This is a genomic window from Actinoplanes sp. HUAS TT8 (assembly GCF_051380535.1).
GTDB lineage: Bacteria > Actinomycetota > Actinomycetes > Mycobacteriales > Micromonosporaceae > Actinoplanes.
Window position 1 is genome coordinate 2,817,648 of record NZ_CP195646.1, and the last position, 21,001, is coordinate 2,838,648.

A 21,001-nucleotide genomic window follows, 5' to 3' on the forward strand; every position below is an offset into this window, starting at 1 on the left:
GAAATTGCGCAAACGCGGGCGGTGGGCGCGGCAATTGCTGGCTGCCTACCGCCGCCGAGGGTCGTGTGTGGCATAATCCAAAAGATGGACGACAAGTTTTCTGACCCATCAGTTATTCTCCAGACTGTCAACTGGTCGGTTATGGATAATGCCGATGGATCTGCTTTCCCTGAAACGCCTGCCAAGCTTGCTGACCTGGCGTCCGGCGATCCTGACGCCGTTCAAAGTGCTCTCGATCACCTTGACAGCACCCTGCTCAACGACGGGGTTGTGTACTCAGCGACAGCTCCAGCGGTTCGGTACGTCGCCGCGCTCTTGGGCGATCCTAGGAGCAGGAAATCACTCGCTCCTGCGTGGGAAAAGGGAAAGTATCCACTCCGGAGTAAGTTGCTAACGTGGTTATCCAATGTCGCCCATGATGTCAGCGTGGAGTCGGAACGGCGAATCCGGTCTTGGTCGGGGCATGCGCCGACCGTTCCGTACCCTCATTTCCTGGAAATTCGTAAACTTTACCCAATCATTTTTCCGAGCGTTGATGCGTATCTAAGTGATCCGGATCCAACAGTTAGGGAAGCCGCCCTCATTGCCGCCGTTCAATTGCTCGAATCGCCGGATTTAGCGTCTCGCCGTCAGGGTTTTGTGCCGCTGGTGAGGAACTTTCTTGAAACCAGTTCAGACAAGTGGCTGAGGCGTCTGGCGATCGAAGCCTTGACGGCTTGGGGCGAAAATGTGGATTCGCTCCCAGGCGTAGTTGATTCAGGGCGAGTCGATGATGATCCGCCAAGCAGTGTCTGGGGTTCGAGTCAGGGGCCGACCGATGAGCCGCCATTCTGAGAATGTGCTTTAGTGCCGACCGGCGTCGGCTGGTGCGCCGTAGGCCGTGGTTGTGCATCCCGCTTGCTGTAACGGCTGATGCCAGTCGATCAAAATTTACGTTCATCGATCATTTTGAGATACTTGCTTCTGGGTTGGCGGTTCGGCGCAAACGCATATGGTTACCGCGGGCGGCAGCTGATGGATCGGCTGCTGGGCTCGACGGTAGGCGTGCGTGCGTGGCCGTAGGCCTTGAGCGCGTGCGCGCGGCCCGGCTTCGGCCGGGCCGCCCCTTTGATCCTGTAAGCCTTTTTTAGCCAATCGGCCCGCTTGTGGAGTGGTTCGCGTGATCGCGGCTTGCGGCGGGCTGGGCGTTACGGGCGTGGTTTGCGGGTGCGGCGCGCCTTCGCCTGCTCGGCCGGCGGTTCGGTGCCGGTGGGCACGATGCCGGCGTTGGCCTTGTACTTAACGATGTCGTCGGCGAGGTCCTGGTGGGCCGTGTTGTGGTCGGCGAGCTCGCGGGCGGCGGCGTTCATGGCGCGGGCGTCTTTGGTGAGCGCGGCGTTGACGACGCGGCTGGCGATCTCGTTCTGGTAAAGCAGAAATTCGGCGATGCGCCGGTTCAGCTCGGGGTCGTCGGCCATGGTGGGTCTGCCGCCTGTGGAGTGGGGCTGGCTGGCGGCCTCGACGCGTTCGCGGGCGTTCGGGTGGACAAAGGTGCCTTTGCCGAGGGCGGCGTAGGCGAGAGTCCGAGGTGTTGCAGTTCGCGCCGCTGTCGTTTGCGGTGGTTGAGCGGTGGCTACGGGTTGCTACGCGGAAGATCACAGTGCTTGCAGGAGCGCGTGTCGGGAACTAATTTTGTTGCGCACGTGGAAACCAGGCGTATGCAAGTATCTCGGGAACGGGCCGTCACCATGTCTTTGCTGTTCACGCCGCTGACCCTGCCCGCGCCGGAAGGGGTGGGGCTTGTTCTGCGGAACCGGGCCATCGTTGCCCCGATGTGCCAGTACGTCGTTGATGCCGAGGATGGTGTGCCTCGGGACTGGCATCTGCAGCATCTGGGGGCGTTCGCTGCGGGTGGATTCGGGCTGGTCACTACCGAGGCGACCGCCGTTGAAGGGCGAGGGCGGATCAGCCCTCGGGACGTTGGGCTCTACGACGATGAGCAGCAGCGGGCGCATGAGCGGGTGGTGGCGTTTCTGCACTCCCAGGGGGCGGCCGCGGCGGTGCAGCTCGCCCATGCGGGCGGGAAGGCTTCGACCTATCCGTGGCTTCCCGGGCAACCGGAGGGCACGGTGCCCGTGGCGGACGGGGGCTGGAACACGGTCAGCGCCGTTGACGGGCCGGTGCTTCCGGGGCTGAGCGCGGCAAGTGGGTTGAGCCGGGAGGGGATCGCTGACGTGGTGGCGGCCTTCGCCGATGCGGCACGTCGGGCGGATGCCGCTGGGTATGACGCGATTCAGCTGCACGGTGCGCATGGCTATCTGATTCACCAGTTCCTGTCGCCGCTGACGAACACCCGGACCGACGAGTACGGGGGAGACGAGGACGGGCGGACTCGGCTGGTTCGGGAAGTGGCCGCTGCCGTGCGGGCGGTCTGGCCGGCGCACAAGCCGCTGGGTATTCGGGTCAGCGCGACCGACTGGGTGGACGGCGGCTGGGATGTGGCCGCTTCGGCGCGGCTGCTGCGGCGGCTTGCCGCGGAACATGGGGTGACCTGGGTGGACGTCTCCTCGGGAGGGCTGGGCCGCGGCGCGGTGATCCCGGTCGGGCCCGGGTATCAGGTGTCACTGGCCGCGGAGTTGACCCGGGAGCTGGCCGGGACACCCGTCGTGGTGAGCGCCGTCGGGCTGGTCGAGGAGGCGTTGCAGGCGGAGACGATTGTGGCTGCTGGGCAGGCGCATGCCGTGTCCGTCGGGCGGGCGGCCCTGCGTAACCCGCACTGGGCGACCGCGGCCGCGGCGCGACTGGGCGTGGATCGCGCTGAACTCGCACACCCGCCGCAGTACTGGCGGGCCAACTGGTAGGCGATCATGGGCGGCGCTGGGCTTGCGCGTGCTGTGGACGTACCAAAGCGAAGGTTTTGATTGTCGGAACGCGGTGGGCCGGGGCTGGTCGAACGGCTCCGGCCCACCGCGTCCGGGTCAGTTGCAGGTGGCGCCGTTGAGGCGGAAGCCGGTGGGGGCGGCGGCGTTGCCGGTGTGGGTGGCCTGGTAGCCGATGGTGGTCGAAGCGCCCGGGGCGAGGGTGCCGTTGTAGCTGACGTTGGTTGCGGTGACCGCACCCGTGGCCGGCGTGTAGGTGGCGCTCCAGCCGGAGGTGATGGTCTGGCCGGTGGCCAGGGTGAAGGTCAGGTTCCAGCCGTTGACGGCCGTCGTCGCGGTGTTGGTGATGGTGATGCTGTTGGTCAGGCCGGTGTTCCACGCGCTGACCGTGCTGGTGACCTGGCAGGCGCCGGCCGGGCTGCTCGTGGACGGCGTGGCCGACGGGGTCACCGAGGGGGTGGCCGACGGGCTGGTGGGCGGGGTGGTGGAGGTGCTACCGCCGGCCGCGCTGATGATGGCGTCGATGATGCTCTGCTGGGTGACCGTGGCCGAGGAGCGGTTGAACAGGCCGAAGCCGTACGCTCCGTTGTAGCCGTTGTCCCAGTAAGCGGTGGCGGCGCCGTATTTCTTGGCGGCGGCGACCAGGGTGCGCGCGTAGTCGGCGCGGTAGCGGTTGTTGGTGGAGTCGGCGGCGGTCTTGTCGATCGAACCGTATTCGCCGACGAGCACCGGGTAGCCGCGGGCGACGAAGGTGTCGTGCACCTTCTTCAGCTGGCCGTCGAGATAGTCGGCCTGCCCCCAGGTCGAGGTCTTCGCGGTGTTGGTCGCGTTCGGACCCCACTGCGTGATGTTGCCGTCCTCCTGACCGGTGAAGTCCCACGGGTCGTAGTAGTGGACGGAGATCATGATCCGCTGCTCGGTACTGGGGATCGAGGTTGACCGGTACTGATCGGTGGGCAGCGTGAACCCGTAGCTGCCGACGGTGTAGTCGATGTTGGTGTTCCAGCCCGGGACGAGCAGCCAGCGTGAGGCGTTGGTGCCGCCGGTCTTGCGGACGGTGTCGACGAAGATCTGGTTGTAGGCGTTGATGTTCGAGTAGCAGGGCTGGGTCGGCGTGCCGTACTGGCCGTCGAACTCCTCGTTCATCGACTCCAGGATCAGGTGTTCGTTGTAGTTCGCGAATCGTGTCGCGACCTGCTGCCACACCTTCTGGTACTTCGCCTTGATCGTCGTCTGGTCGGCGGCGTCGCAGATCAGCCAGGAGCCGGTGACCGATTTGTAGCCGTCACCGTGCATGTTGATCACGACGTACAGGCCTTGGCCGTACGCGTAGTTGACGACCTCTTCGATCCGGTTCAGCCAGGCGGCGTCGACCGTGTAGTTCGGGCCTGCGCCGATGTCGGCCAGGTACGAGATCGGGATGCGGATCGTCTTGAAGCCCGAGGCCTTGACCCGGTTGATCAGGGCCTGGGTGATGGTGGGGTTGCCCCAGGCGGTCTCGCCGGGGACGCCGTTGTTGCTGGCCTCCAACTGGTTGCCCAGGTTCCAGCCGGCGCCCATGTCGGCGACCAGCTGAGGAGCGGTCAGCTGGGCCGTGACGTCGGCCGAGGCCGAGGTCACGCCGTACACGGCGCCCGCGAGGGCCAGGGCGGCGGCGGTGAGAGCGAGCCCGGCCCTTCTTGCCATCGAACTCATCAGCGGTTCCTCTCGTGCGGTCCGTGGCGCGGAAACCGGCGGTGAATCCGGGGTCGCGCCCGGCGAGAAGTGTCGAATGGGAACGCTCCCATGTCAATCGAACCGCTTCGATTGAACTTTCGGATTGCCTACGTTCCGGGCGGCGCGCTGACCCTGGTTGCCGGTCGTTGTCACCCTGAGCGCGGGGAGGTCGGTATGCAGATCGTTGAATTCACCGAGCTCGGCGTACGCTCGGCCGTCATCCGGTTGCGCCGCCGCGGGACATCGATGCAGTTCGTGCTCTACCCGATGATTCACATGGCGGCGCCGGGGTTCTATACCGCGGTCACCCGGCGGCTGAGGAAGGCCGACGTGATCGTGGCCGAAGGGGTCGGGCCCTCGGCCCGGCCGTCGGTGCTGTCCGGGGCGCTCACCCTGAGCTACACGATCCTGCGCTTCAACCGGCGGGCCGGACTCGTCAAACAGGACATCGACTACGGTGCGCTGGGCGTGCCGGTGATCGAGCCGGACGTCAGCGGGGACGAGTTCGCCCGCGGCTGGCGGCGGATGCCGGTCGTGCACCGGCTGCTGTTCTGGCTGGTGCTGCCGGGCGTCGTGCTGGTCCGGCTGTTCGGCGGCACGCGGATGGTCTGGAGCCGGGCCGTCGAGGTGAACGACCTGCCCAGCGCGAAGGACGAGGCGGTGGCCGAGCGTTATCCCGGCTTCGACGACGCGCTGCTCGGCGACCGGGACCGGCGGCTGCTGGACGCGCTGACCCGGCTGCACGACGAGCGGCAGAACGAGAAGATCGAGATCGCGGTGGTGTACGGGGCGGGCCACGTGCCGGCCGTGGTGCACGGTCTGGTCGCCCGGCACGGCTATCGCCCGGCCTCGGCCGACTGGCTGACCGTGGTCGACCTCTAGACCTGTGACCTGCTTTCGCTTGCTAATGTAAGAGGCAACTTACACTGCGGCGAGGGGACAGGATGGGCGAGTCGCGGGATCGCGGTTACCACCACGGTGACCTGCGCGCGGCCCTGATCACGGCCAGTTTCGAGCTGCTCGCCGAAGTCGGGCTGCGGCGATTCTCGGTGGCCGCGGTCGCCCGCCGGGCCGGGGTCAGCTCGGCCGCACCCTACCGTCACTTCCCGGACCGGGACCACCTGCTCGCCGCGGTCTCGGCTGCCGCGGCCCGTGACCTGCGTGCCGCGGTCCTTGCCGCTGCCGATGAGGCCGGTCCCGAACCGGCGGCCCGGTTGGCGTCGCTGGCGGGGGCGTACTTCCGGTTCGTGGTGAGCACCGGCGCCGGGCTTCCGGTGATCTATGCGGCCGAGCTCTACGCCGTGGCCGACGACGGACGGCGGGAACACACGCGGGCGCTGATGGAGACGACGCTGGAACTGGCATTCGCCACCGACGTACCCACGTACCAGCAAGGGGTTGCCCTGGTGGAAGCGATCATCGCGGTCGGGCACGGCTACACCTCGCTATACACCGAGGGGTTCTTCAACCGGGGTGCGCTCAGCATCGACGACACCGCCGGCCGGGCCGTCCGGGCCGCCCAGGCCCTGATCCGCGCCGAGACCGGCCACTGACCGCACGCGCGGGACTCACCCTCGCGGGCTCACCGGTTTCGAGCCGGTCCGGCGGCCGAGGATCGAACCGAGCAGCGGGGCGCCGAACCACAGGAACGTCAGCCACGGCGTGAACCAGCAGAACAGCAGGGTCGCCAGGAAATACCAGGCGACGGTCCACGAGACGCGCACGTCCCGGCGGTAGGCGGTCCGGTCGACGTCCTCGTGCAGCAGATCGTCCTTGAGCGCCCGGCCCTGGATCCCGGAGCGGACCAGCAGCAGCGTGGCCACGGCGACGGTGAACAGGCCGGCCGCCGCCGGGTTGAACGTGTTGTGGTCGTAGACCGTGGTCGCGTACGGCAGCAGGCCGACCAGCAGAAGCAGCGGGAAGTGCAGGCGGATCAGGCCGGGGGACAGGCGTTCGACCCGGTCGAGCAGCTGGTGGTGCTGGCGCCAGACGATCCAGAGAATGTAAAAGGCGAGAAGGTACGCCGAGAAGGACGGGATCTGCTCGTACAGGAAATGCAGCAGATTGCGGGCGGCCTCGGCGCGACCCACCTCGGCGGCGTCGAACTCGGCGCTGCCCTCGGGTTTGGGGATGTCGATGACCAGCAGCGTCATCGCGATCGCGAACACGGCGTCGGTGAAGAAGCCGACACGCTCCGGTGTGTACCCGGCGGGAATCTTCTCATCGTTCTGCACCGCGCGATTCTGGCCTACGAAGATCACCACCGGCTCGCCGCGCCGCCCAACTGTGATGCTCAGCCGCTGCCGAGTGCCTCCGTCGGCGGGAGGGCCGCGGCCCGCATCGACGGATAGACACCGGCGACGACCCCCACCAGCAGGGCGCCACCGAGCCCGGCCAGCGTGGCCGAGACCGGGACGACTACCGGCCACCGGTGCCCGGCCGCCCAGGCCACCGTGGCCGCCGAGCCCAGCAGCGATCCGGTCACCCCGCCCAGCAGCGCGAGCATCGTCGACTCGATCAGGAACTGTCCGCGGATCTGGCCCTTGGTCGCGCCCAGCGCCCGGCGCAGCCCGATCTCGGTGCGGCGCTCCAGCACGGAGATGACCATGGTGTTGGCGACCCCGATCCCACCGACGAGCAGGGCCACCGCGGCCAGGGCGAGGAACAGCGCGGAGAACGCGGTCTCGGTGGCCCGTTTGGCGATCAGCGCCTCCGAGGGGCGGCTGACCAGGACGTCGGCGGGCTGCGCGGGGTTCACGGTCTCGGGCAGGACGGCACGGACGTCCTCGATCGCCGGTTCCGCCGCCTGAAGGTAGAGAACCGTGGGCCGGCCGTCGAAAGCCAGCTCCGAACGGGCGACCGGCCAGCCGACGAACACCGATCGGTCGATCTCCGGGAGCAGCGGGACGGTGGCGAGGATGCCGACGACGGTGAACCACCGGTCGCCGATCATCACCTGCCGGCTGTCGTCTTCACCGCTCGGCACACCGGTGACGCCCAGCCGTGACGCCGCCACCGCGCCGAGAACCACGGTGGGGAAGCGGGCGGTGGTCTCGGTGAGCCACTGGCCGTGGCTGATGTGCGCGTCGATGGCCGGCAGCAGGTCGAGTTCGCCGGCCAGGACGGTCAGCCCGGAGCTGTCCGCGGGATCGGCGCGATCGGAACGGCGTACCGACGTGTGGGTGTTGGCCACCGCGCCGACCCGGGTCACCGCCCCGATCCGGCGGACCATGCCCACCGACTCGGCCGGCAGCCGGGCCTCCGGTTGCCGGTCCGGGACCGCGGTGACCTGCAGCATGTTGGTGCCCAGGGCGGAGAGTTCGCGCATCAGCTGGGCCTGGCTCGACGCCGGGATCCCGATGACCGTGATCATGGTGGCGATGCCGATGGCGATGCCCAGCGCGGACAGCGCGGCCCGGGCCCGCCGTGCGCGAAGGCCGAACCAGCCGAGGCTGACCAGGTCCAGGGCGGACAGCCGGATCGGACGGGCGGCGGTGGCGGCTCGATTCACCCGGCCCTCCCCGTGGAATCGGCGACCAGCCGGCCGTCGAGCAGTTCGACCCGGCGCGGCAGCCGGGCCGCGACGTCCCGGTCGTGGGTGATGACGGCGATCGTGGTCCCGTCACGATGCAACTGCTCCAGCAGGCCCCGCACGGCCTGGCCGTTGCGCACGTCCAGCGCGCCGGTCGGTTCGTCGGCGAGCAGGAGCGCGGGCTCGTGCACCACGGCCCGGGCGATGGCGACCCGCTGCCGCTCGCCGCCGGAGAGCTGATGCGGCCGATGCGCCACGCGATGTGACAGGCCGACCCGGTCGAGCGCCGCCAGGGCCCGGTCCCGGCGGTGCCGGCGGGGGACGCCGGCGTAGAGCAGGCCGGTGGCGACGTTCTCGGCCGCAGTCAGCCCGGCCGACAGGTGGAACTGCTGGAACACGAATCCCAGCCAGCGTCCCCGCAGCGCGGACAGCTGCCGGTCGCGCAGCGTGGCCACATCCAGGCCGCCGAGATGAATGCGGCCGGACGTCGGGCGGGCCAGGGTGCCCATGATGTTGAGCAGCGTCGACTTGCCCGAACCGGAAGGGCCGACGATGGCCAGCATCTCGCCGTCACTGATGTCGAGGGTGACGCCGGCCAGCGCGGTCACACCACCGGGATAGTCCATCCGGGCGTCGTGGACGGACAGCACCGTGGGATCGGTCATGAGCTGGTCACCACCATGTCGCCCGCGGCGAGACCGTCGCCGGTGATCTCGACCAGGCCGGTGGCGAACATGCCGGTGGTGACGGCGACGAGCCGGTTGCCGGCGGCCAGTTCCACGGCGTAGCCGCCCTCGCGCAGCGCGACCAGCGCCCCGACCGGGACGGCGAGGACGTCGTGGTGGGACTCGCCGCCGAAGTCGACCCGTACCTTCGCCGAGTCCAGACCGGCCAGAGCCTTGTCGTCGTCGACAGTCACGGTGATGGACCGTTTCGGGGTGTCCGACGGGCCGGCTCCCTCCTCGACGGCTGCCGCGGCGACGGCGGACACTTCGCCGGTGGCCGACTTGTCGCCCGGGAGCACCACCGTGACCTGGTCACCGCGCTGGATCGTGACGGCCGCGGTGACCTCGGCGGGGACGGTGACGACCTTCGCGGTCGGGGTGACGCTCATCAGCGGCGCGATGGCGGCGTCGCCCGGCTGGGCGGTGACGGCTTCGACGCGTACGGCGCCGGGCAGCACGACGACGTCGCCGACCGTGAGGCTGCCGAGCACCGGGAGGCCGGCGTCCCGCTGCCACTTCTTGATCGCCGCCATCAACGAGCTGGTCAGCACGCCCTCGCCTTTACCGACCGTGACCCGTTTGGTCGCCGGTTTCTCCACCGGAGCCGAGGCCGAGGGGCTCGGCGTCGGGGTGGGCCGGGTGATCGTCTCCCCGGCGCCGGGCTGCCGGCCTACCGGATAGCCGAGCGCTTCGAGGTTGGCCGCCACGATGCGGACGTCGCGTCCCACCGTGCCGATCTCGGTGAGCGGCCGGTACAGCGGCATCGCGCCGTAGAACAGCGGCACGGGCCGATCGTCGACGCGGAAGACCTGGCCACCGCGCCGGATCGGGGTGCCGGGTTGCGGCAGCCAGGTGACGATGCCGTCCTTGGCGCCCTTCACCGGCCGGGAACGGCCGTAGCCGAGCGTGCCGGTCAGTGATTCCGTCGCCGTCATGTCGGTCCGGACCACGGCCACGGTGCGGACCGGGATCGAGGCGTCGGCGGCCGGTGCGGCGCCGCCACGACGTACGGACCAGAGGGCCCCTCCGGTTGCGGCCGCGGCCAGGACCAGCGCGACGGAGAAGGCGAGCCGCCGGCGGGAAGGCGGTTTTTCGGAAGGCATGCGGTGAGCATTGCGGCCGTTTTTCAGGATCTCTTCAGGTCTGTTGATCCTGAACGATCCCTGACAATGATCCGCGATGGTGTGGCCATGTTCGATGTCAAAGTAGTGCGCTACACCATGGCGGCGCTGGCCGTTGCCGGTCTGGCCGCCGGTTGTACGGCCGCGAAGCCGACGCCCTCCGGGGCCGGTCACGTGGCCACCCTGCAGAGTCCGGACTCCCGGACGAGCCCGGCCGCCGATCCGGCCGATCAGCAGCCGCTGATCCGTGTCGACGCCTCCGAAGAGGAACGCAATGCGATGTGGGCGATCTGGCAGCAGTGCGTGAAACAGAAGGGCGGACCGGAGTTCGCCGAGAACTGGAAGCTCGCCTTCGACCCCACACCGGCGGCCAAGGCGGTACGGGCGGCCTGTCTCGCCAAAGAACCGGAAACCTACGAGCAGCGGCAGAAACGCACGGACCTCACGGCCTTCCGGGACAATCAACGGCAGTGGTACGAGTGCGCGAAGAAACAGGGCTACAAGGTCAACACCCCGGACGAGAACGGAGAGTTCGGCCTGACCGAGATCGGTCCGGAAGGCGATTTCCAGTCCCCGAAGATCGAGGCGTGCCGGATCGCAGCGTTCAAGGACTGACCGGCAGCCGAAGGGTCACGCTGGTGCCGTGACCCGGCCGGCTCTGCGCGGTGAGCGTGCCGCCGTGCGCCTCGGCCAGCTCCCGGGCGATCGGCAGGCCCAGGCCGCTGCCGCCGGTGGCCCGCGTCCGGGAGACGTCGGCCCGCCAGAACCGGTCGAAGATCCTCGGCAGGTCGTCGGCCGCGATGCCGATGCCGCTGTCGGCGACCACGACCACGACCTCGCCGCCGGACTCGGCGGCCATCACGGTCACCGTGCCACCGGCCGGGGTGTACCGGATCGCATTCGACACCAGATTGCCGACGATCTGGCGCAGCCGCACCGGATCGGCCTCGGCCACCGGATCGCCGCGGACCTCGGACGTGACGGTCAATCCGGCCCTGGCCGCGACACTCTCGTGGGACTCACCCACCTGTGTCACGAGTTCACGCAGGTAGACCGGCTCGCGGTGCAGCCGCAGACGGCCCGCGTCGGCGGCGGCCAGATCGCCGAGGTCCTCGACGATGCGGCGCAGGACCGCCGTTTCGTCGTGCAGCAGTTCCAGCACGGTCGCCGGGTCCTGCGCCACCCCGTCCTGCGCCGCCTCCAACCAGCCCTGGATGTTGGTCAGCGGGTTGCGCAGCTCGTGCGCGATGTCGCCGACCATGCGACGCCGCTGCGCCTCCGCCTGCTCGCGCCGCTCGGCCAGGTCGTTGAGGGCGCGGGCCAGATAGCCGACCTCGTCGTCGCGGGTGACCGGCATCCGGGCCGCCCGCTCGACCGGCTGGGCGGCGGCCTCGGTCAGCGCGCGCAACGGCCGGACCAGCCGGCGACCGACCAGCACGGTGAGCACCATGGTGGTGAGCAGGACCGCGCCGGTGACCCCGGCGATGCGCAGCCCGTTGGCCCGGGACATGCGGAACACCGGCTCGTCGGCCGGGCTCTGCGGGTCGGTGATGAAAAGCAAGGCAGCCGAGGCGACGTACGGTCTCAGCTGCCGCACCCGGGCATCCTGAATGCACTGCTGGGTCCGCGGGGTGCTCAGGTCGCGGGACCGGTCGGCCGGCGCGACCGACACATGCTCGACGGCGAAGTCCCGATCGATCACCAGTTTGGTCCACGGGCTCAGACCCAGGCACTGGGTGACGAGCGTGGTCAACTCGTCCAGGGCACGAGCCTCGGTGGCGGTCAGCATGACGGTCTTGGCCCGGCACACCCCGGCCAGCCCCTGCAGGTCAGGACCGGTCAACTGTACGGTGGGCCGGCCGCTCGGATCGTCCGCGACCCGGCCGTCGATGTCGCGCACCCGCAGGCAGTCCAGCCTTTCCTGCGCGGAACGCAGCAACTGCGCGCGTTCGCCCGGCGGCAGCCGGTACGGGCCCACGGCCCGCGCGTCGATGCGTTCGGTGCTGCCGGTCAGCGCCTGATCGAGGCGCAGCGGGTCGACCGTGGCCGACGCCCGGACGGCCGCCAGTGATGCGCTCCCACCCGAGTCGGCCAGCACCTCACGGTCCTCGTCGGTCAGGGTGATCCGCCGGCCGATCGCCGCCGCCCGGTCCTGGACCGACTGCTGGACGCCGGACCAGTCGCGGTGCGTGGCGGCGTACGCGATCAGCATGTCGTAGACGCTCTTGTCGTCGGCCAGCGACCGGCCCTGCTGCTGCTGGATGGCGCGACTGGTCGACTGCACGGCCAGCCATGCCGTCGCCGCGGTGGCGGCCACGGCGATGAGCAGAGAGGTGGCCAGCAGGCGCCCGAAAATGCTGCGATGCAGCGGTACGCGGCCCGAGGGCCTCACGGCTCACCGGTCAGCTTGTAGCCCAGCCCGTAGACGGTGACCAGCAACGCCGGCCGGCGCGGATCGGGCTCGATCTTGCGGCGCAGGTTCGACACGTGCATGTCGATCGTGCGGACCGTGGAGCTGCGCTCGATACCGCGCGTGTGGTCGAGCAGCTGGGTGCGGGTGAACACGCGTTCCGGCCTGGCTGCCATGGCCGCCAGGATGGCGAACTCACCGGGCGTGCAGTCGACGACTGTCCCGGCGACCTCGACGCGGTGCCGCCCGGCGTCGACGGTGAGCGGCCCGGCCACGTACACCTCATCGTCTTTGTCCCGGGAAGGACGCCGGCGGCGCAGCAGGGTCCGCACCCGCGCCACCAACTCCCGCGGACTGTAAGGCTTGGTCAGGTAGTCGTCGGCGCCGAGCTCCAGACCGGTCAGGAGATCGTCCTCGTCGGCGCGGGCGGTGAGCATCAGCACCATCAGGCCGCTGTCGTCGCGGCGCAGCGCCCGGCACACCTCCAGCCCGTCCAGGTGCGGCATCATGAGATCCAGGATCAGCAGGTCCGGCGGCTGACGCCGGGACTGGGCCAGCGCGCTGCGGCCGTCGTGCACGACCGTCACCTGGTGGCCGGCCGCGCGTAGATACTGGCGCAGCAGCTCGGCCTGCCTCTGATCATCCTCGGCGACGAGCACATGGGCACACACCAGCGCGACTATAGGGCGCGGCGGCAGCCGCGAAGAAGATCACGCCAAATCTGACAACTTCCTCAAGGTCCGCGGCGCCTGCCGGTTGTTGTGGGCGGGCGGCCGTCAGGAGCGGATGTCCACCCGTACTGTCCCGTGCGGAATGGGTGCGGTGGCGGGCAACCTCGTCGACCGCACGCCTCGTCGGCGTGGCTGGCGCCACCACGTCCCCGTCAGCTCCTAGCGTTGGAGCGCACTCCCGCTCGCCGACGCGGCCCGAAAATGTCCTGGGCTGAGGCTGCCGGTGCTCGGCATCGGCGACGTTCACTGCTGATCGTTCGGGTCCGCTGTGCGTAGCCGCCTCGGCCACCGGTTCATCGGCCGAGAGGGACCTTGCTCAGCGATTCCCGGACGGTGTACGTCATCTCCCACACATCGAGAGTGCTCTTATCGAGTGACTCGATGGCGAATGACAGCAGAAAGAGCCCCGCACACAGAAGGTAGACGGGGAGCACCAAGATCCACAGGGGGCCGAGCACCTGGCTGCCGCGCAGCGGACCGAAGATCAGGCGCCCGGCGCCGGCGCCGCCAGCAGCGCCGGCCAGCAGCGCAACGAAGGTGGCCGCGTCCTTGTCGCCGGCGACGGCAAGCAACGGCTGCGAGATCAGGCAGGACAGCACGACAAAGACGGCGAAGCCGACGGCACCACGGAGCCGGCCGTCGAAGACCGGAGGGCTGGTACGTCGTCGCCGTTCCCGGCGCTGCTGTTCAGCCGGGTCCGGTTGTGGTTCGGCCGCTCGCCCGCTGTGATGGTGGCCGGTGTGGGCGTAGGGCACACCGGCCGCACCGGGTTCACGCTGGCGGTAGATCTTCTCGGTGCTGCTTCCGCTGCCGCCGCAATGGCGGCAGACGTGCTCGACCAGCACCGATCGGTCGTCGGCAGATATCGCGGCTCCGGTACCGTCGCAGCCCAGACATTCGCGGCCGCCTGCTACGAGCCGGTTGCGATAGAACGCCGGAATACGGTCCTCCGACGTCTGGAAGAACCCTTGCAGGTAGTTGTAACCATCCGGGCCGAGGGTCATCTGCTGCCCCGGCCGATATGGAAACTGCGCGAACCGGCTGCGCCGCCAGGCATTGAGCTGCGCGCGGTGCCACCGTTCGTCGCCCGAGTAACCGTCCAGCGGTGTGCCACCCATAGCGACGACCGTATTCACGTCGATGGACTGTGCCATCGTGCGTCCGGACGCCCGCAAACAACGATCATGCCCGGATCGTCGCCGTACGTCGGGTAGACCGCGTTCGCCGCATCGGCCGAGACTTGGTTGATGGAAGTCGATCCGGTGGAGTCGGCCCGCCGTCTGCTCGCCGAGAATCCGGGGCACGGCTTCGACCATCCGCCGTGCCTGGTGCGACTCGCCCTGGCACTGCGCGAGCGCTACGAAAGAACCGGCCTGCGCGGCGATGTGGACGAAGCCGCGAGCCTGATCAGGCAGGCTTTGACGCTGGAGACCTCCACCGACCACCGCCGCGTCGAATGGCTGGCGGAGCTCGCAGCGACGTTGCGACGCCGCTACGAGCTGCTCGGTGAGGCGGGCGACCTGGAGAATGCGATCGCGCTCAGCCGGACCGTTCTCGCGAGTACCGGAACGGACCACCCGGATCGGAGCCGCCGCCTCTCTGACCTCGCACTTGCGCTTCTGTCGCAGCAGGGTCACCCCGGGGGCAGTGGGCTGGTCGAGGCAATCGCCTTGGCGGAGGAGGCCGTCGCCTGCGCCGTGCCGGGGACCATGGAGAGTGCTGGATCCCGGCACAATCTCGCGTTGATCCTGCATGAGCAGCACCTGCTCGCAGAGTCGCCGGACTTGCTGAACAGGGCCGTGCGGCTGGCCGAGGAGGCGCTCGTGCTCTGCCCTCCCGGTCCGAGACGCACGCTTGTCCGGTCGCAGCTCGGTCGCCTGCTCAGGGACCGATTCGCGCTGACCGGGGACCGCGACGACATCGATCGAGCAGTCGACACTGCGCGGGAAGTCTTGGACGAAGCCGCCGGCGACGATCGGCACCGGGCCGGATACCTGTCCGATCTCGGGATCGTCCTGATGGACCGGCACGTGGCGCTCGGAGGTGAATCCGATCTGTCCGATGCCGTCGTCGCTGCCCGCAGTGCCGTGTCGGCGCTGCCGCCCGACCATCGGGAGCGTCCGGACTACCTGTCAGACCTGGCTCAGATGCTCGCAGGCCGCCATCACCGGACGGGCGACCGGCGAGACCTCGAAGAGGCCCTGTCCGCCGCGCGGGATGCTGTCACCGCCGCTCCGGTCGATCACCCGGAGGCCGCCACGTACGCAGCCGACCTCGAGCGGCTGGCCGAACTGCAACGAAGTCTCGACGCGGATGTCATCAACGTGCTCGTGGATCGGCTTGACCGGCGCATCGAGGCGTATCGCAACGATGACGCGGCGCAGGTGACGTCCGACAGTGCGCGGGCGGAAGCCGACGAACTCGACCGGCTGCTGCGGCTCGGCACGGGTGAGGTCCCGCTGGACGTCGCCGCCCATGTGCTCGGCTGGCTGCACCTCGTACGGTTCATCGCCCTGCCGCCCGATCAGGGCATCGCCGACCTGGCCGCGGCCGTGAGGCTGTTCGCCGGATTCTACGACCTCGATGTGGAGCTGGTCCCACAGCGAATGCGCCGCATCCTCGAGCACGGTGCCGACGACTTGTCCGTCCACGCCGCCGAGGTGCTGCGGCAGGCCGACGAGACGCAGGACTGGTCGCGATTGCACGAGGCCGTCACGATCCTGCGCCAGGCGGTCGCGGCGGTCCGGCCCGATCATCCGGACCGCGCGGAGTACCTGGTCGAACTCGCCGACGCATTGGAGACGCGGTTCGAACAGTTCGGTGTCCCGACCGACCTGGACGAGGCTATCGACCTCAGCCGGGAGGCGCTGGCCTCCACCGAGGCCGGACACCCCCACCGCGCGCCCCGGCAGACCCGACTGGCCTCGGCTCTGCGGCAGCGCTTCGGCCGGAGCGCGGCGAAGGCGGACATCGACGAATCGATCGTCACGGGCCGCGCAGCGATTGCCGAGGCATCACCTGACGATCCCTATCAGGCGACGCGGCGCTCGCTGCTCGCCGTGGCCCTGCACACCCGATTCGAGGCGATTGGCGTCGCGGCTGACCTCGACGAGGCGATCACGCTGACCGCCGGCGCGCTCGCCATCCGGGGCGGCAACGACCCCTACCGCGTCGATGACCTTTCCCAGCTGGGCCTCTTCCACCTGCAGCGGTTTCATGACTCCGCGACGTCCTCCGATGTCGAGGTCGCGATCGGCGCACTGCGCGATGCCGTGGCCGGGAGGGCGCCGGATCACCCGTACCTGGTGCGTGACCTGGCCAACCTCGGGTCGGCGCTGCACAGCCGGTTCGAGCGGCTCCGCCGGCGCGCCGACATCGACGAAGCCGTGGACGTCATGGGCGCGGCACTCGCCGCAAGCCCATCGGGTGATCCGGAACTTCCCACGTTGCTGATGAACACGGCTGCCGTGCACAGCGATCGATTTGAGTGGACCGGTGAGGCTGAAAGCCTTGATCAGGGTATCGACCTGACCCGCAAGGTGCTGGCCGCGTTACCCCCAGGTCATCCTGACCGGGAGGCGTGTCTGCCGATGCTGGGGAATCTGCTGCGATCGCGGTTCCAGCGCACAACGGCCCGGGCTGACATCGACGAGGCCATCGCGGTGATCAGCAGCGCCCTCGACGGGGCAGGGCAGCGACGGCCACAGGTGCTTGCGCTGCTCGCGATGGCACTGCACGATCGCTTCGAAGTCATCAACAACGTGGGAGACCTCGATCGAGCTGTCGCGGCCCTGCGGGAGTCCGCCTCCGGCAGCGCCGACCGGCTGATGGCCACCGCCGGCCTCGCCGAGATGCTGCACGCCCGATATGAGGCAGCGGGCCGGGAGGCCGATCTGGACGAGGCGATCGACATCGGTCGAACGGCGTCCCGGGCCGGGGCGTGGCATCCCCACCGGAGGGAGTTCCTGTCCCAGCTGGCTGGCTTTCTGGCCACCCGTTTCCGCAGCCTCGGCCGGTCGATCGACCTCGACGAGGCCACCCGCGTTGCCCGGGAGTCGGTCGCCCATTCCACCGCCGACGATCCCGTACGCCCGTCCCTGCTCGCCAACCTCACCGTCATCCTGCAGCTGCGAGCAGATGGTCCGGCCGGTGCGCAGACACCGGTGGAGACGGCCGGCGAGGCCGTCCGAGCGGGCCGTTCCGCCCTCGCCGGTGCGCCGCCCGGCCACCCCGCGCGGCCGATGTGCCAGCACAATCTGGGCCTTGCCCTGCAGACCACATTTCTGCACCACGGCCGAATCGACGACATCGACGAGGCCATCGCCCTGTTCGACGAAGCTCTCCGGGAGCTACCGGAGAGGGAACCGCACCGGGCTACCGTGTTGTCGAGCCTCAGCATCGCGTTGCAGAGCCGGTTCGGCGCCCGCGGGGACAGCACCGACCTCGACCGTGCCATCGCGGTCATCCGCATCGCCATCGCCTCCACGCCGCACGATCATCGGGACAACATCCGGTATCTCGGCAACCTCGGCACCGCGCTCGCCGCCCGTTTCCTGCGCGACCGCGAACGTACGGACATCGACCAGGCGATCGAAGCATGGCGGACGGCACTGGCGAGCGGGCCGGACGATCTCGAACGGGCCGCGCTGTGGGCGAACCTCAGCGGAGGTTTGCAGACCCGCTTCGGCGCCACGAAGCAGCGTGCAGACATCGACGAGGCCGTCCGCGTGGGCCGGGAGGCCCTCGCCGACGCCCCCGTCGGCCACCCCGGTCGCGCCCGCTTTCTCGGTAATCTCGGCGCAGCACTGCATGCCCGTAGCGTCCGCACGACCGCGTCGGAGGACATCGACGAGGCGGTGCGATTGCACGACGAGGCCGTCGAGCTGGTCCCGGCCGGTCACCCCCTCCGTCCACTGCTGTTGTCTGAACTCGCTGGTGCGCTGCAAGCACGATTCGCCGGCCGCGGCGACGACCGCGACCTCGACCGGGCCGTTGCCGCGTGCGAGGCAGCGGTGGAAGCTACCTCCGACGGGCACCCGAGCGGATCCACCAGGCGATTCAACCTCGGCAGCATCCTGGAGACACGTTATGGCCGGACCCATCAGGCCACCGACCTGCGAAAGGCGCTGAACGAGTGGCGTCAGACGGTGGCCGACCCGGTCGCCCCCGCCTGGCTCCGCATCAACGCTGCGGCCCGCTGGGGGACCGCGGCGGCTGCCCGGCAGGACTGGATCGAGGCGACGCACGGTTTCGAGGGCGCGGTGCGTCTGCTGCCCGTGCTGGCATCGCGGCGAACCTCCCGTACGACACGCGAGGGACTCATCGCAGACTGGTTCGGCTTGGCCGCGGATGCAGCCGCCTGCGCCGTCGCGTCCGGTCGGCCCGAAAAAGCGGTGTCCCTGCTCGAACAAGGCCGGGGCGTGCTGTGGTCGCAACTACTCGACAGCCGCACCGATCTGGGCGAGCTGCGCCGCGCCGCGCCTGATCTCGCCGCCGCGCTGCAACGCATCGGCGCGGCATTGGACGGCCCGACGGAACAGTTGAAAGATGCCACTCCGGTGATCGACAACCGGATGGCGCTGGCCCAGGAGTGGGATCAACTGATTGCCAGAGTCCGGGCGCTTCCTGGCTTCGAGCACTTCCAGCAGCCACCCGCAGTGGCGGCACTGCTGCCCGTGAACGACGAGGAGACCGCCGTCATCCTCAACGTCAGCAGGCTGCGGTGCGACGCCCTCATCGTCGAACGTTCCGGCGTCCGAACGTGCCCACTGCCCGATCTCACTCTTCCGGAGGCCGCCGACCGGACCGCTCGATACCTGCGTGTACTTCAGGAGGTCGAGGTGGCCTCGGACGCGCATGCCGTGGCCGCCGAAACCGCGGCCCGCAGCGGCAGCACCGCCGACCTGCAGGCCCTGCAGCGTGCCGAACGAGTCTTCTTGGAGAAGGACCATGAGAGCGAGCAGACGCTGACCGGACTCCTCGGCTGGCTCTGGCAAGCGGTCGCCGAGCCGGTGCTGTCGTACCTGGGCTTCAGCGGCATACCGGCGCCAGGAACGAAGTGGCCCCGGCTGTGGTGGTGCCCTACCGGACCACTGACACTGCTGCCGATACACGCCGCCGGACATCACGGCGATGCCTCCGCCGCAGCGGTCATCGACCGAGTGGTGTCGTCCTACACCCCGACACTACGGGCGCTGGCGCAGGCACGGGAGCCGCTCAGCGCACCCATGGTCGCCGACCGGATGCTGGTCGTCACGCAAGCGGATACACCTGGCCAGCGTGATCTCAAGGGAGTCGTCGGCGACCTGGCGATGATCAGAGAGCTGCTGCCCGACCGGCGCACCGAGATTCAGGGGACCGCGGCGACCCGTGACCGTGTGCTCGCCGAACTGACCCGGCACCGCTGGGTGCACTTCAGCTGCCACGGTACCCAGGACCTTGTCGACCCGTCGCGTGGCGGCCTGATTCTGCACGACGGCATCATGACGATCCCGGACGTGGCAGCTGGCCGTTTCCACGTGGACTACACCGGAATCGCCGCTTGCAAGACAGCCACCGGTGGGGTGCCATTACTTGACGAATCGGTGACCCTCGCTGCCGCCCTTCACTTCACCGGACATCGACACGTCGTGGCCACCCTCTGGTCCGTCTACGACACCATCGGCACGACGGACCTGTTCCGCGACGTCTATTGCCGGATGACAACCGGAGGGGCGCTCCGGCCCGAGCGTTGCGCCGGCGCCCTGCACGAGGCCGTCCGGAAGCTGAGGCACGCGCACCCCGGCGAGCCGAGCGTCTGGACGCCTTTTATCCACACCGGACCGTGACGATCGCCAGGAGAGACCTTGCCGACCCCACCATCGCAGCCCGAGAACGAGAAGCCTTTGCCGTACGAGGAATGTACGGACGCCGCGTACGCCGAGCACGCGAGCCGATTCGACGTCGAACAGGTCGGCCGGAGCACCGTCCTGCGCGGCATCTGCCAGCGGTGCCGGCACGTCATGGAGTACCTCATTCGAGGTCACGTGGTCAGAACGGGTGGCCGGTGGCCGTTTTCTCGGCCCCAACCCGAGTTGCCTGCAACCGGCACGGAAAGAATGATCTGCACCTGCGACGGTGACCACCCCAACCGGCCGGACGGCTTCAAGGGCTGCGGCGCCTTCTGGGACGTCACCATCACCGCGTCATGATCAATATTGTTTCGTCGCCCGAACCGGATCCTTCAACCGTCGCCGCCAGCCAGGCGACACAACGCCTTCACCGGGAAGCCCTGTCCCGTGTACGCGTCGCGGCCCTCGCCTGGCGCAACGGCCTGGCCGCCCTGCTGGCCGGACTGCTGGGATTCAGCCTGGTCAAGGGCCGATCCGATGTCGGTCAGCTCGCTACCCCCTGGAACATCCTGGTCGGCGGGACGCTGCTCATCGCCGTGATCGCCGGCGGTCTGGGAGCCCTGCGCCTCCTGCAGGCGGCCCACGGCCGCCCGGCACTCACGGATCGCCGAACGGTCCGCTCACTTCTGGCGCTGGAGGTGGAGGAAGCCGAAGCAGGCGCACGCGACCTCCGCATCGGAATAACGTCAACCTTGGTGTGCGCGGCGCTGCTGATCATCGCCGTCGCAACCACCTGGTACGGGCCGGCCAAGCAGACTCCCAAAATCAGAATTACCACCCCGGGAAGCACGCTGTGCGGTTCCACGACCCGAATGGGCCACGGCCAAATGGTCCTGCAAACACAGACCGGCGAACAAGTCGTAGATCTCAGCACCGCAACCGGCATACAGGCCGTTGCTGATTGCTGACCAGCCCTGCGTGTCCGGAGAACCCATCCGTGCTGATCTCCGCGATGGCGTTATGTTGCTCGTAAGACGTGGCCCTCTGCGCGCCGAATAGTTCTTGGCTTCTTCGCTCA

General features: G+C 68.9%; 17 protein-coding genes. 8 read left to right on the top strand and 9 right to left on the bottom strand.

All coding sequences use genetic code 11. The annotated features are described in order from the left end of the window. Window positions 1-84 precede the first annotated feature (84 nt). Entirely contained in the window at window positions 85-834 is a 750-nt protein-coding gene (locus ACSHV8_RS12405) for a hypothetical protein (RefSeq protein WP_436532491.1), read from the top strand. Window positions 835-1,187: 353 nt separating this feature from the next. On the opposite strand, the gene ACSHV8_RS12410 is transcribed toward ACSHV8_RS12405, so the two are convergent. Next, entirely contained in the window at window positions 1,188-1,457 is a 270-nt protein-coding gene (locus tag ACSHV8_RS12410; protein ID WP_436532493.1) for a hypothetical protein, read from the bottom strand. Window positions 1,458-1,727: 270 nt separating this feature from the next. Here ACSHV8_RS12410 and ACSHV8_RS12415 point away from each other — a divergent pair, with 270 nt between their 5' ends. Beyond that, window positions 1,728-2,840, top strand: a complete 1,113-nt coding sequence (locus ACSHV8_RS12415; protein ID WP_436532494.1) for an oxidoreductase — start codon at window positions 1,728-1,730, stop codon at window positions 2,838-2,840. 117 nt (window positions 2,841-2,957) lie between these two features. Here the strand turns inward: ACSHV8_RS12415 and ACSHV8_RS12420 are convergent, their stop codons facing one another. Next, the gene (locus ACSHV8_RS12420) at window positions 2,958-4,553 is read right to left on the bottom strand and encodes a cellulase family glycosylhydrolase (protein ID WP_436532496.1); all 1,596 of its coding nucleotides are present in this window, start codon (window positions 4,551-4,553) and stop codon (window positions 2,958-2,960) included. A 195-nt stretch (window positions 4,554-4,748) separates the two neighbouring features. Between ACSHV8_RS12420 and ACSHV8_RS12425 the strand changes: the two genes are divergently transcribed. Both ACSHV8_RS12425 and ACSHV8_RS12430 read left to right on the top strand, forming a co-directional pair. Continuing rightward, on the top strand, window positions 4,749-5,456 hold the full coding sequence (locus tag ACSHV8_RS12425; protein ID WP_436532498.1) for a hypothetical protein: 708 nt from the start codon (window positions 4,749-4,751) through the stop codon (window positions 5,454-5,456). Window positions 5,457-5,518: 62 nt separating this feature from the next. Then, window positions 5,519-6,127 (top strand): TetR/AcrR family transcriptional regulator, encoded by a 609-nt coding sequence (locus tag ACSHV8_RS12430; RefSeq protein WP_436532499.1) that lies wholly within the window; start codon window positions 5,519-5,521, stop codon window positions 6,125-6,127. 15 nt (window positions 6,128-6,142) lie between these two features. Here the strand turns inward: ACSHV8_RS12430 and ACSHV8_RS12435 are convergent, their stop codons facing one another. Genes ACSHV8_RS12435 through ACSHV8_RS12450 form a run of 4 tightly spaced genes read right to left on the bottom strand, consistent with a single transcriptional unit; the run spans window position 6,143 to window position 9,934 of the window. Further along, window positions 6,143-6,808 (bottom strand): TMEM175 family protein, encoded by a 666-nt coding sequence (locus tag ACSHV8_RS12435; protein WP_436532501.1) that lies wholly within the window; start codon window positions 6,806-6,808, stop codon window positions 6,143-6,145. A gap of 59 nt (window positions 6,809-6,867) precedes the next feature. Continuing rightward, a complete protein-coding gene (locus ACSHV8_RS12440; protein ID WP_436532503.1) occupies window positions 6,868-8,085 on the bottom strand; it encodes an ABC transporter permease in 1,218 nt (405 codons plus the stop codon). After that, on the bottom strand, window positions 8,082-8,771 hold the full coding sequence (locus ACSHV8_RS12445; protein WP_436532505.1) for an ABC transporter ATP-binding protein: 690 nt from the start codon (window positions 8,769-8,771) through the stop codon (window positions 8,082-8,084). The genes ACSHV8_RS12440 and ACSHV8_RS12445 overlap by 4 nt, the downstream gene beginning before the upstream one ends. Then, window positions 8,768-9,934 (bottom strand): efflux RND transporter periplasmic adaptor subunit, encoded by a 1,167-nt coding sequence (locus tag ACSHV8_RS12450; protein WP_436532507.1) that lies wholly within the window; start codon window positions 9,932-9,934, stop codon window positions 8,768-8,770. The genes ACSHV8_RS12445 and ACSHV8_RS12450 overlap by 4 nt, the downstream gene beginning before the upstream one ends. Before the next feature lie 3 nt (window positions 9,935-9,937). On the opposite strand from ACSHV8_RS12450, the gene ACSHV8_RS12455 reads away from it, so the two are divergent. Further along, window positions 9,938-10,567 (top strand): hypothetical protein, encoded by a 630-nt coding sequence (locus ACSHV8_RS12455; RefSeq protein ID WP_436532509.1) that lies wholly within the window; start codon window positions 9,938-9,940, stop codon window positions 10,565-10,567. Here the strand turns inward: ACSHV8_RS12455 and ACSHV8_RS12460 are convergent. The 3 genes from ACSHV8_RS12460 to ACSHV8_RS12470 form a co-directional block, all read right to left on the bottom strand. Beyond that, window positions 10,557-12,344 (bottom strand): sensor histidine kinase, encoded by a 1,788-nt coding sequence (locus tag ACSHV8_RS12460; RefSeq protein ID WP_436532511.1) that lies wholly within the window; start codon window positions 12,342-12,344, stop codon window positions 10,557-10,559. The two genes, ACSHV8_RS12455 and ACSHV8_RS12460, sit on opposite strands and share 11 nt — an antisense overlap. Further along, a complete protein-coding gene (locus ACSHV8_RS12465; protein WP_436532513.1) occupies window positions 12,341-13,033 on the bottom strand; it encodes a response regulator transcription factor in 693 nt (230 codons plus the stop codon). Before ACSHV8_RS12465 ends, ACSHV8_RS12460 begins: the two co-directional genes overlap by 4 nt. A gap of 353 nt (window positions 13,034-13,386) precedes the next feature. Then, window positions 13,387-14,247 carry a hypothetical protein gene (locus tag ACSHV8_RS12470; protein WP_436532514.1) on the bottom strand — a complete coding sequence of 287 codons (861 nt, stop codon included), beginning with the start codon at window positions 14,245-14,247 and terminating at the stop codon, window positions 13,387-13,389. Window positions 14,248-14,340: 93 nt separating this feature from the next. Here ACSHV8_RS12470 and ACSHV8_RS12475 point away from each other — a divergent pair, with 93 nt between their 5' ends. Genes ACSHV8_RS12475 through ACSHV8_RS12485 form a run of 3 tightly spaced genes read left to right on the top strand, consistent with a single transcriptional unit; the run spans window position 14,341 to window position 20,891 of the window. Continuing rightward, entirely contained in the window at window positions 14,341-19,920 is a 5,580-nt protein-coding gene (locus ACSHV8_RS12475) for a CHAT domain-containing protein (protein WP_436532516.1), read from the top strand. Window positions 19,921-19,938: 18 nt separating this feature from the next. Beyond that, window positions 19,939-20,283 (top strand): hypothetical protein, encoded by a 345-nt coding sequence (locus ACSHV8_RS12480; protein ID WP_436532518.1) that lies wholly within the window; start codon window positions 19,939-19,941, stop codon window positions 20,281-20,283. Beyond that, window positions 20,280-20,891 (top strand): hypothetical protein, encoded by a 612-nt coding sequence (locus ACSHV8_RS12485; protein ID WP_436532520.1) that lies wholly within the window; start codon window positions 20,280-20,282, stop codon window positions 20,889-20,891. The genes ACSHV8_RS12480 and ACSHV8_RS12485 overlap by 4 nt, the downstream gene beginning before the upstream one ends. Window positions 20,892-21,001: the final 110 nt, after the last annotated feature.

Excerpts from the sequence above, each read along its gene's own strand:
- ACSHV8_RS12405 (WP_436532491.1), top strand. The coding sequence starts at position 85 with ATGGACGACAAGTTTTCTGACCCATCAGTTATTCTCCAGACTGTCAAC.
- ACSHV8_RS12410 (WP_436532493.1), bottom strand. The coding sequence starts at position 1,457 with ATGGCCGACGACCCCGAGCTGAACCGGCGCATCGCCGAATTTCTGCTT.
- ACSHV8_RS12415 (WP_436532494.1), top strand. The coding sequence starts at position 1,728 with ATGTCTTTGCTGTTCACGCCGCTGACCCTGCCCGCGCCGGAAGGGGTG.
- ACSHV8_RS12420 (WP_436532496.1), bottom strand. The coding sequence starts at position 4,553 with ATGAGTTCGATGGCAAGAAGGGCCGGGCTCGCTCTCACCGCCGCCGCC.
- ACSHV8_RS12425 (WP_436532498.1), top strand. The coding sequence starts at position 4,749 with ATGCAGATCGTTGAATTCACCGAGCTCGGCGTACGCTCGGCCGTCATC.
- ACSHV8_RS12430 (WP_436532499.1), top strand. The coding sequence starts at position 5,519 with ATGGGCGAGTCGCGGGATCGCGGTTACCACCACGGTGACCTGCGCGCG.
- ACSHV8_RS12445 (WP_436532505.1), bottom strand. The coding sequence starts at position 8,771 with ATGACCGATCCCACGGTGCTGTCCGTCCACGACGCCCGGATGGACTAT.
- ACSHV8_RS12450 (WP_436532507.1), bottom strand. The coding sequence starts at position 9,934 with ATGCCTTCCGAAAAACCGCCTTCCCGCCGGCGGCTCGCCTTCTCCGTC.
- ACSHV8_RS12470 (WP_436532514.1), bottom strand. The coding sequence starts at position 14,247 with ATGGCACAGTCCATCGACGTGAATACGGTCGTCGCTATGGGTGGCACA.
- ACSHV8_RS12475 (WP_436532516.1), top strand. The coding sequence starts at position 14,341 with ATGGAAGTCGATCCGGTGGAGTCGGCCCGCCGTCTGCTCGCCGAGAAT.
- ACSHV8_RS12485 (WP_436532520.1), top strand. The coding sequence starts at position 20,280 with ATGATCAATATTGTTTCGTCGCCCGAACCGGATCCTTCAACCGTCGCC.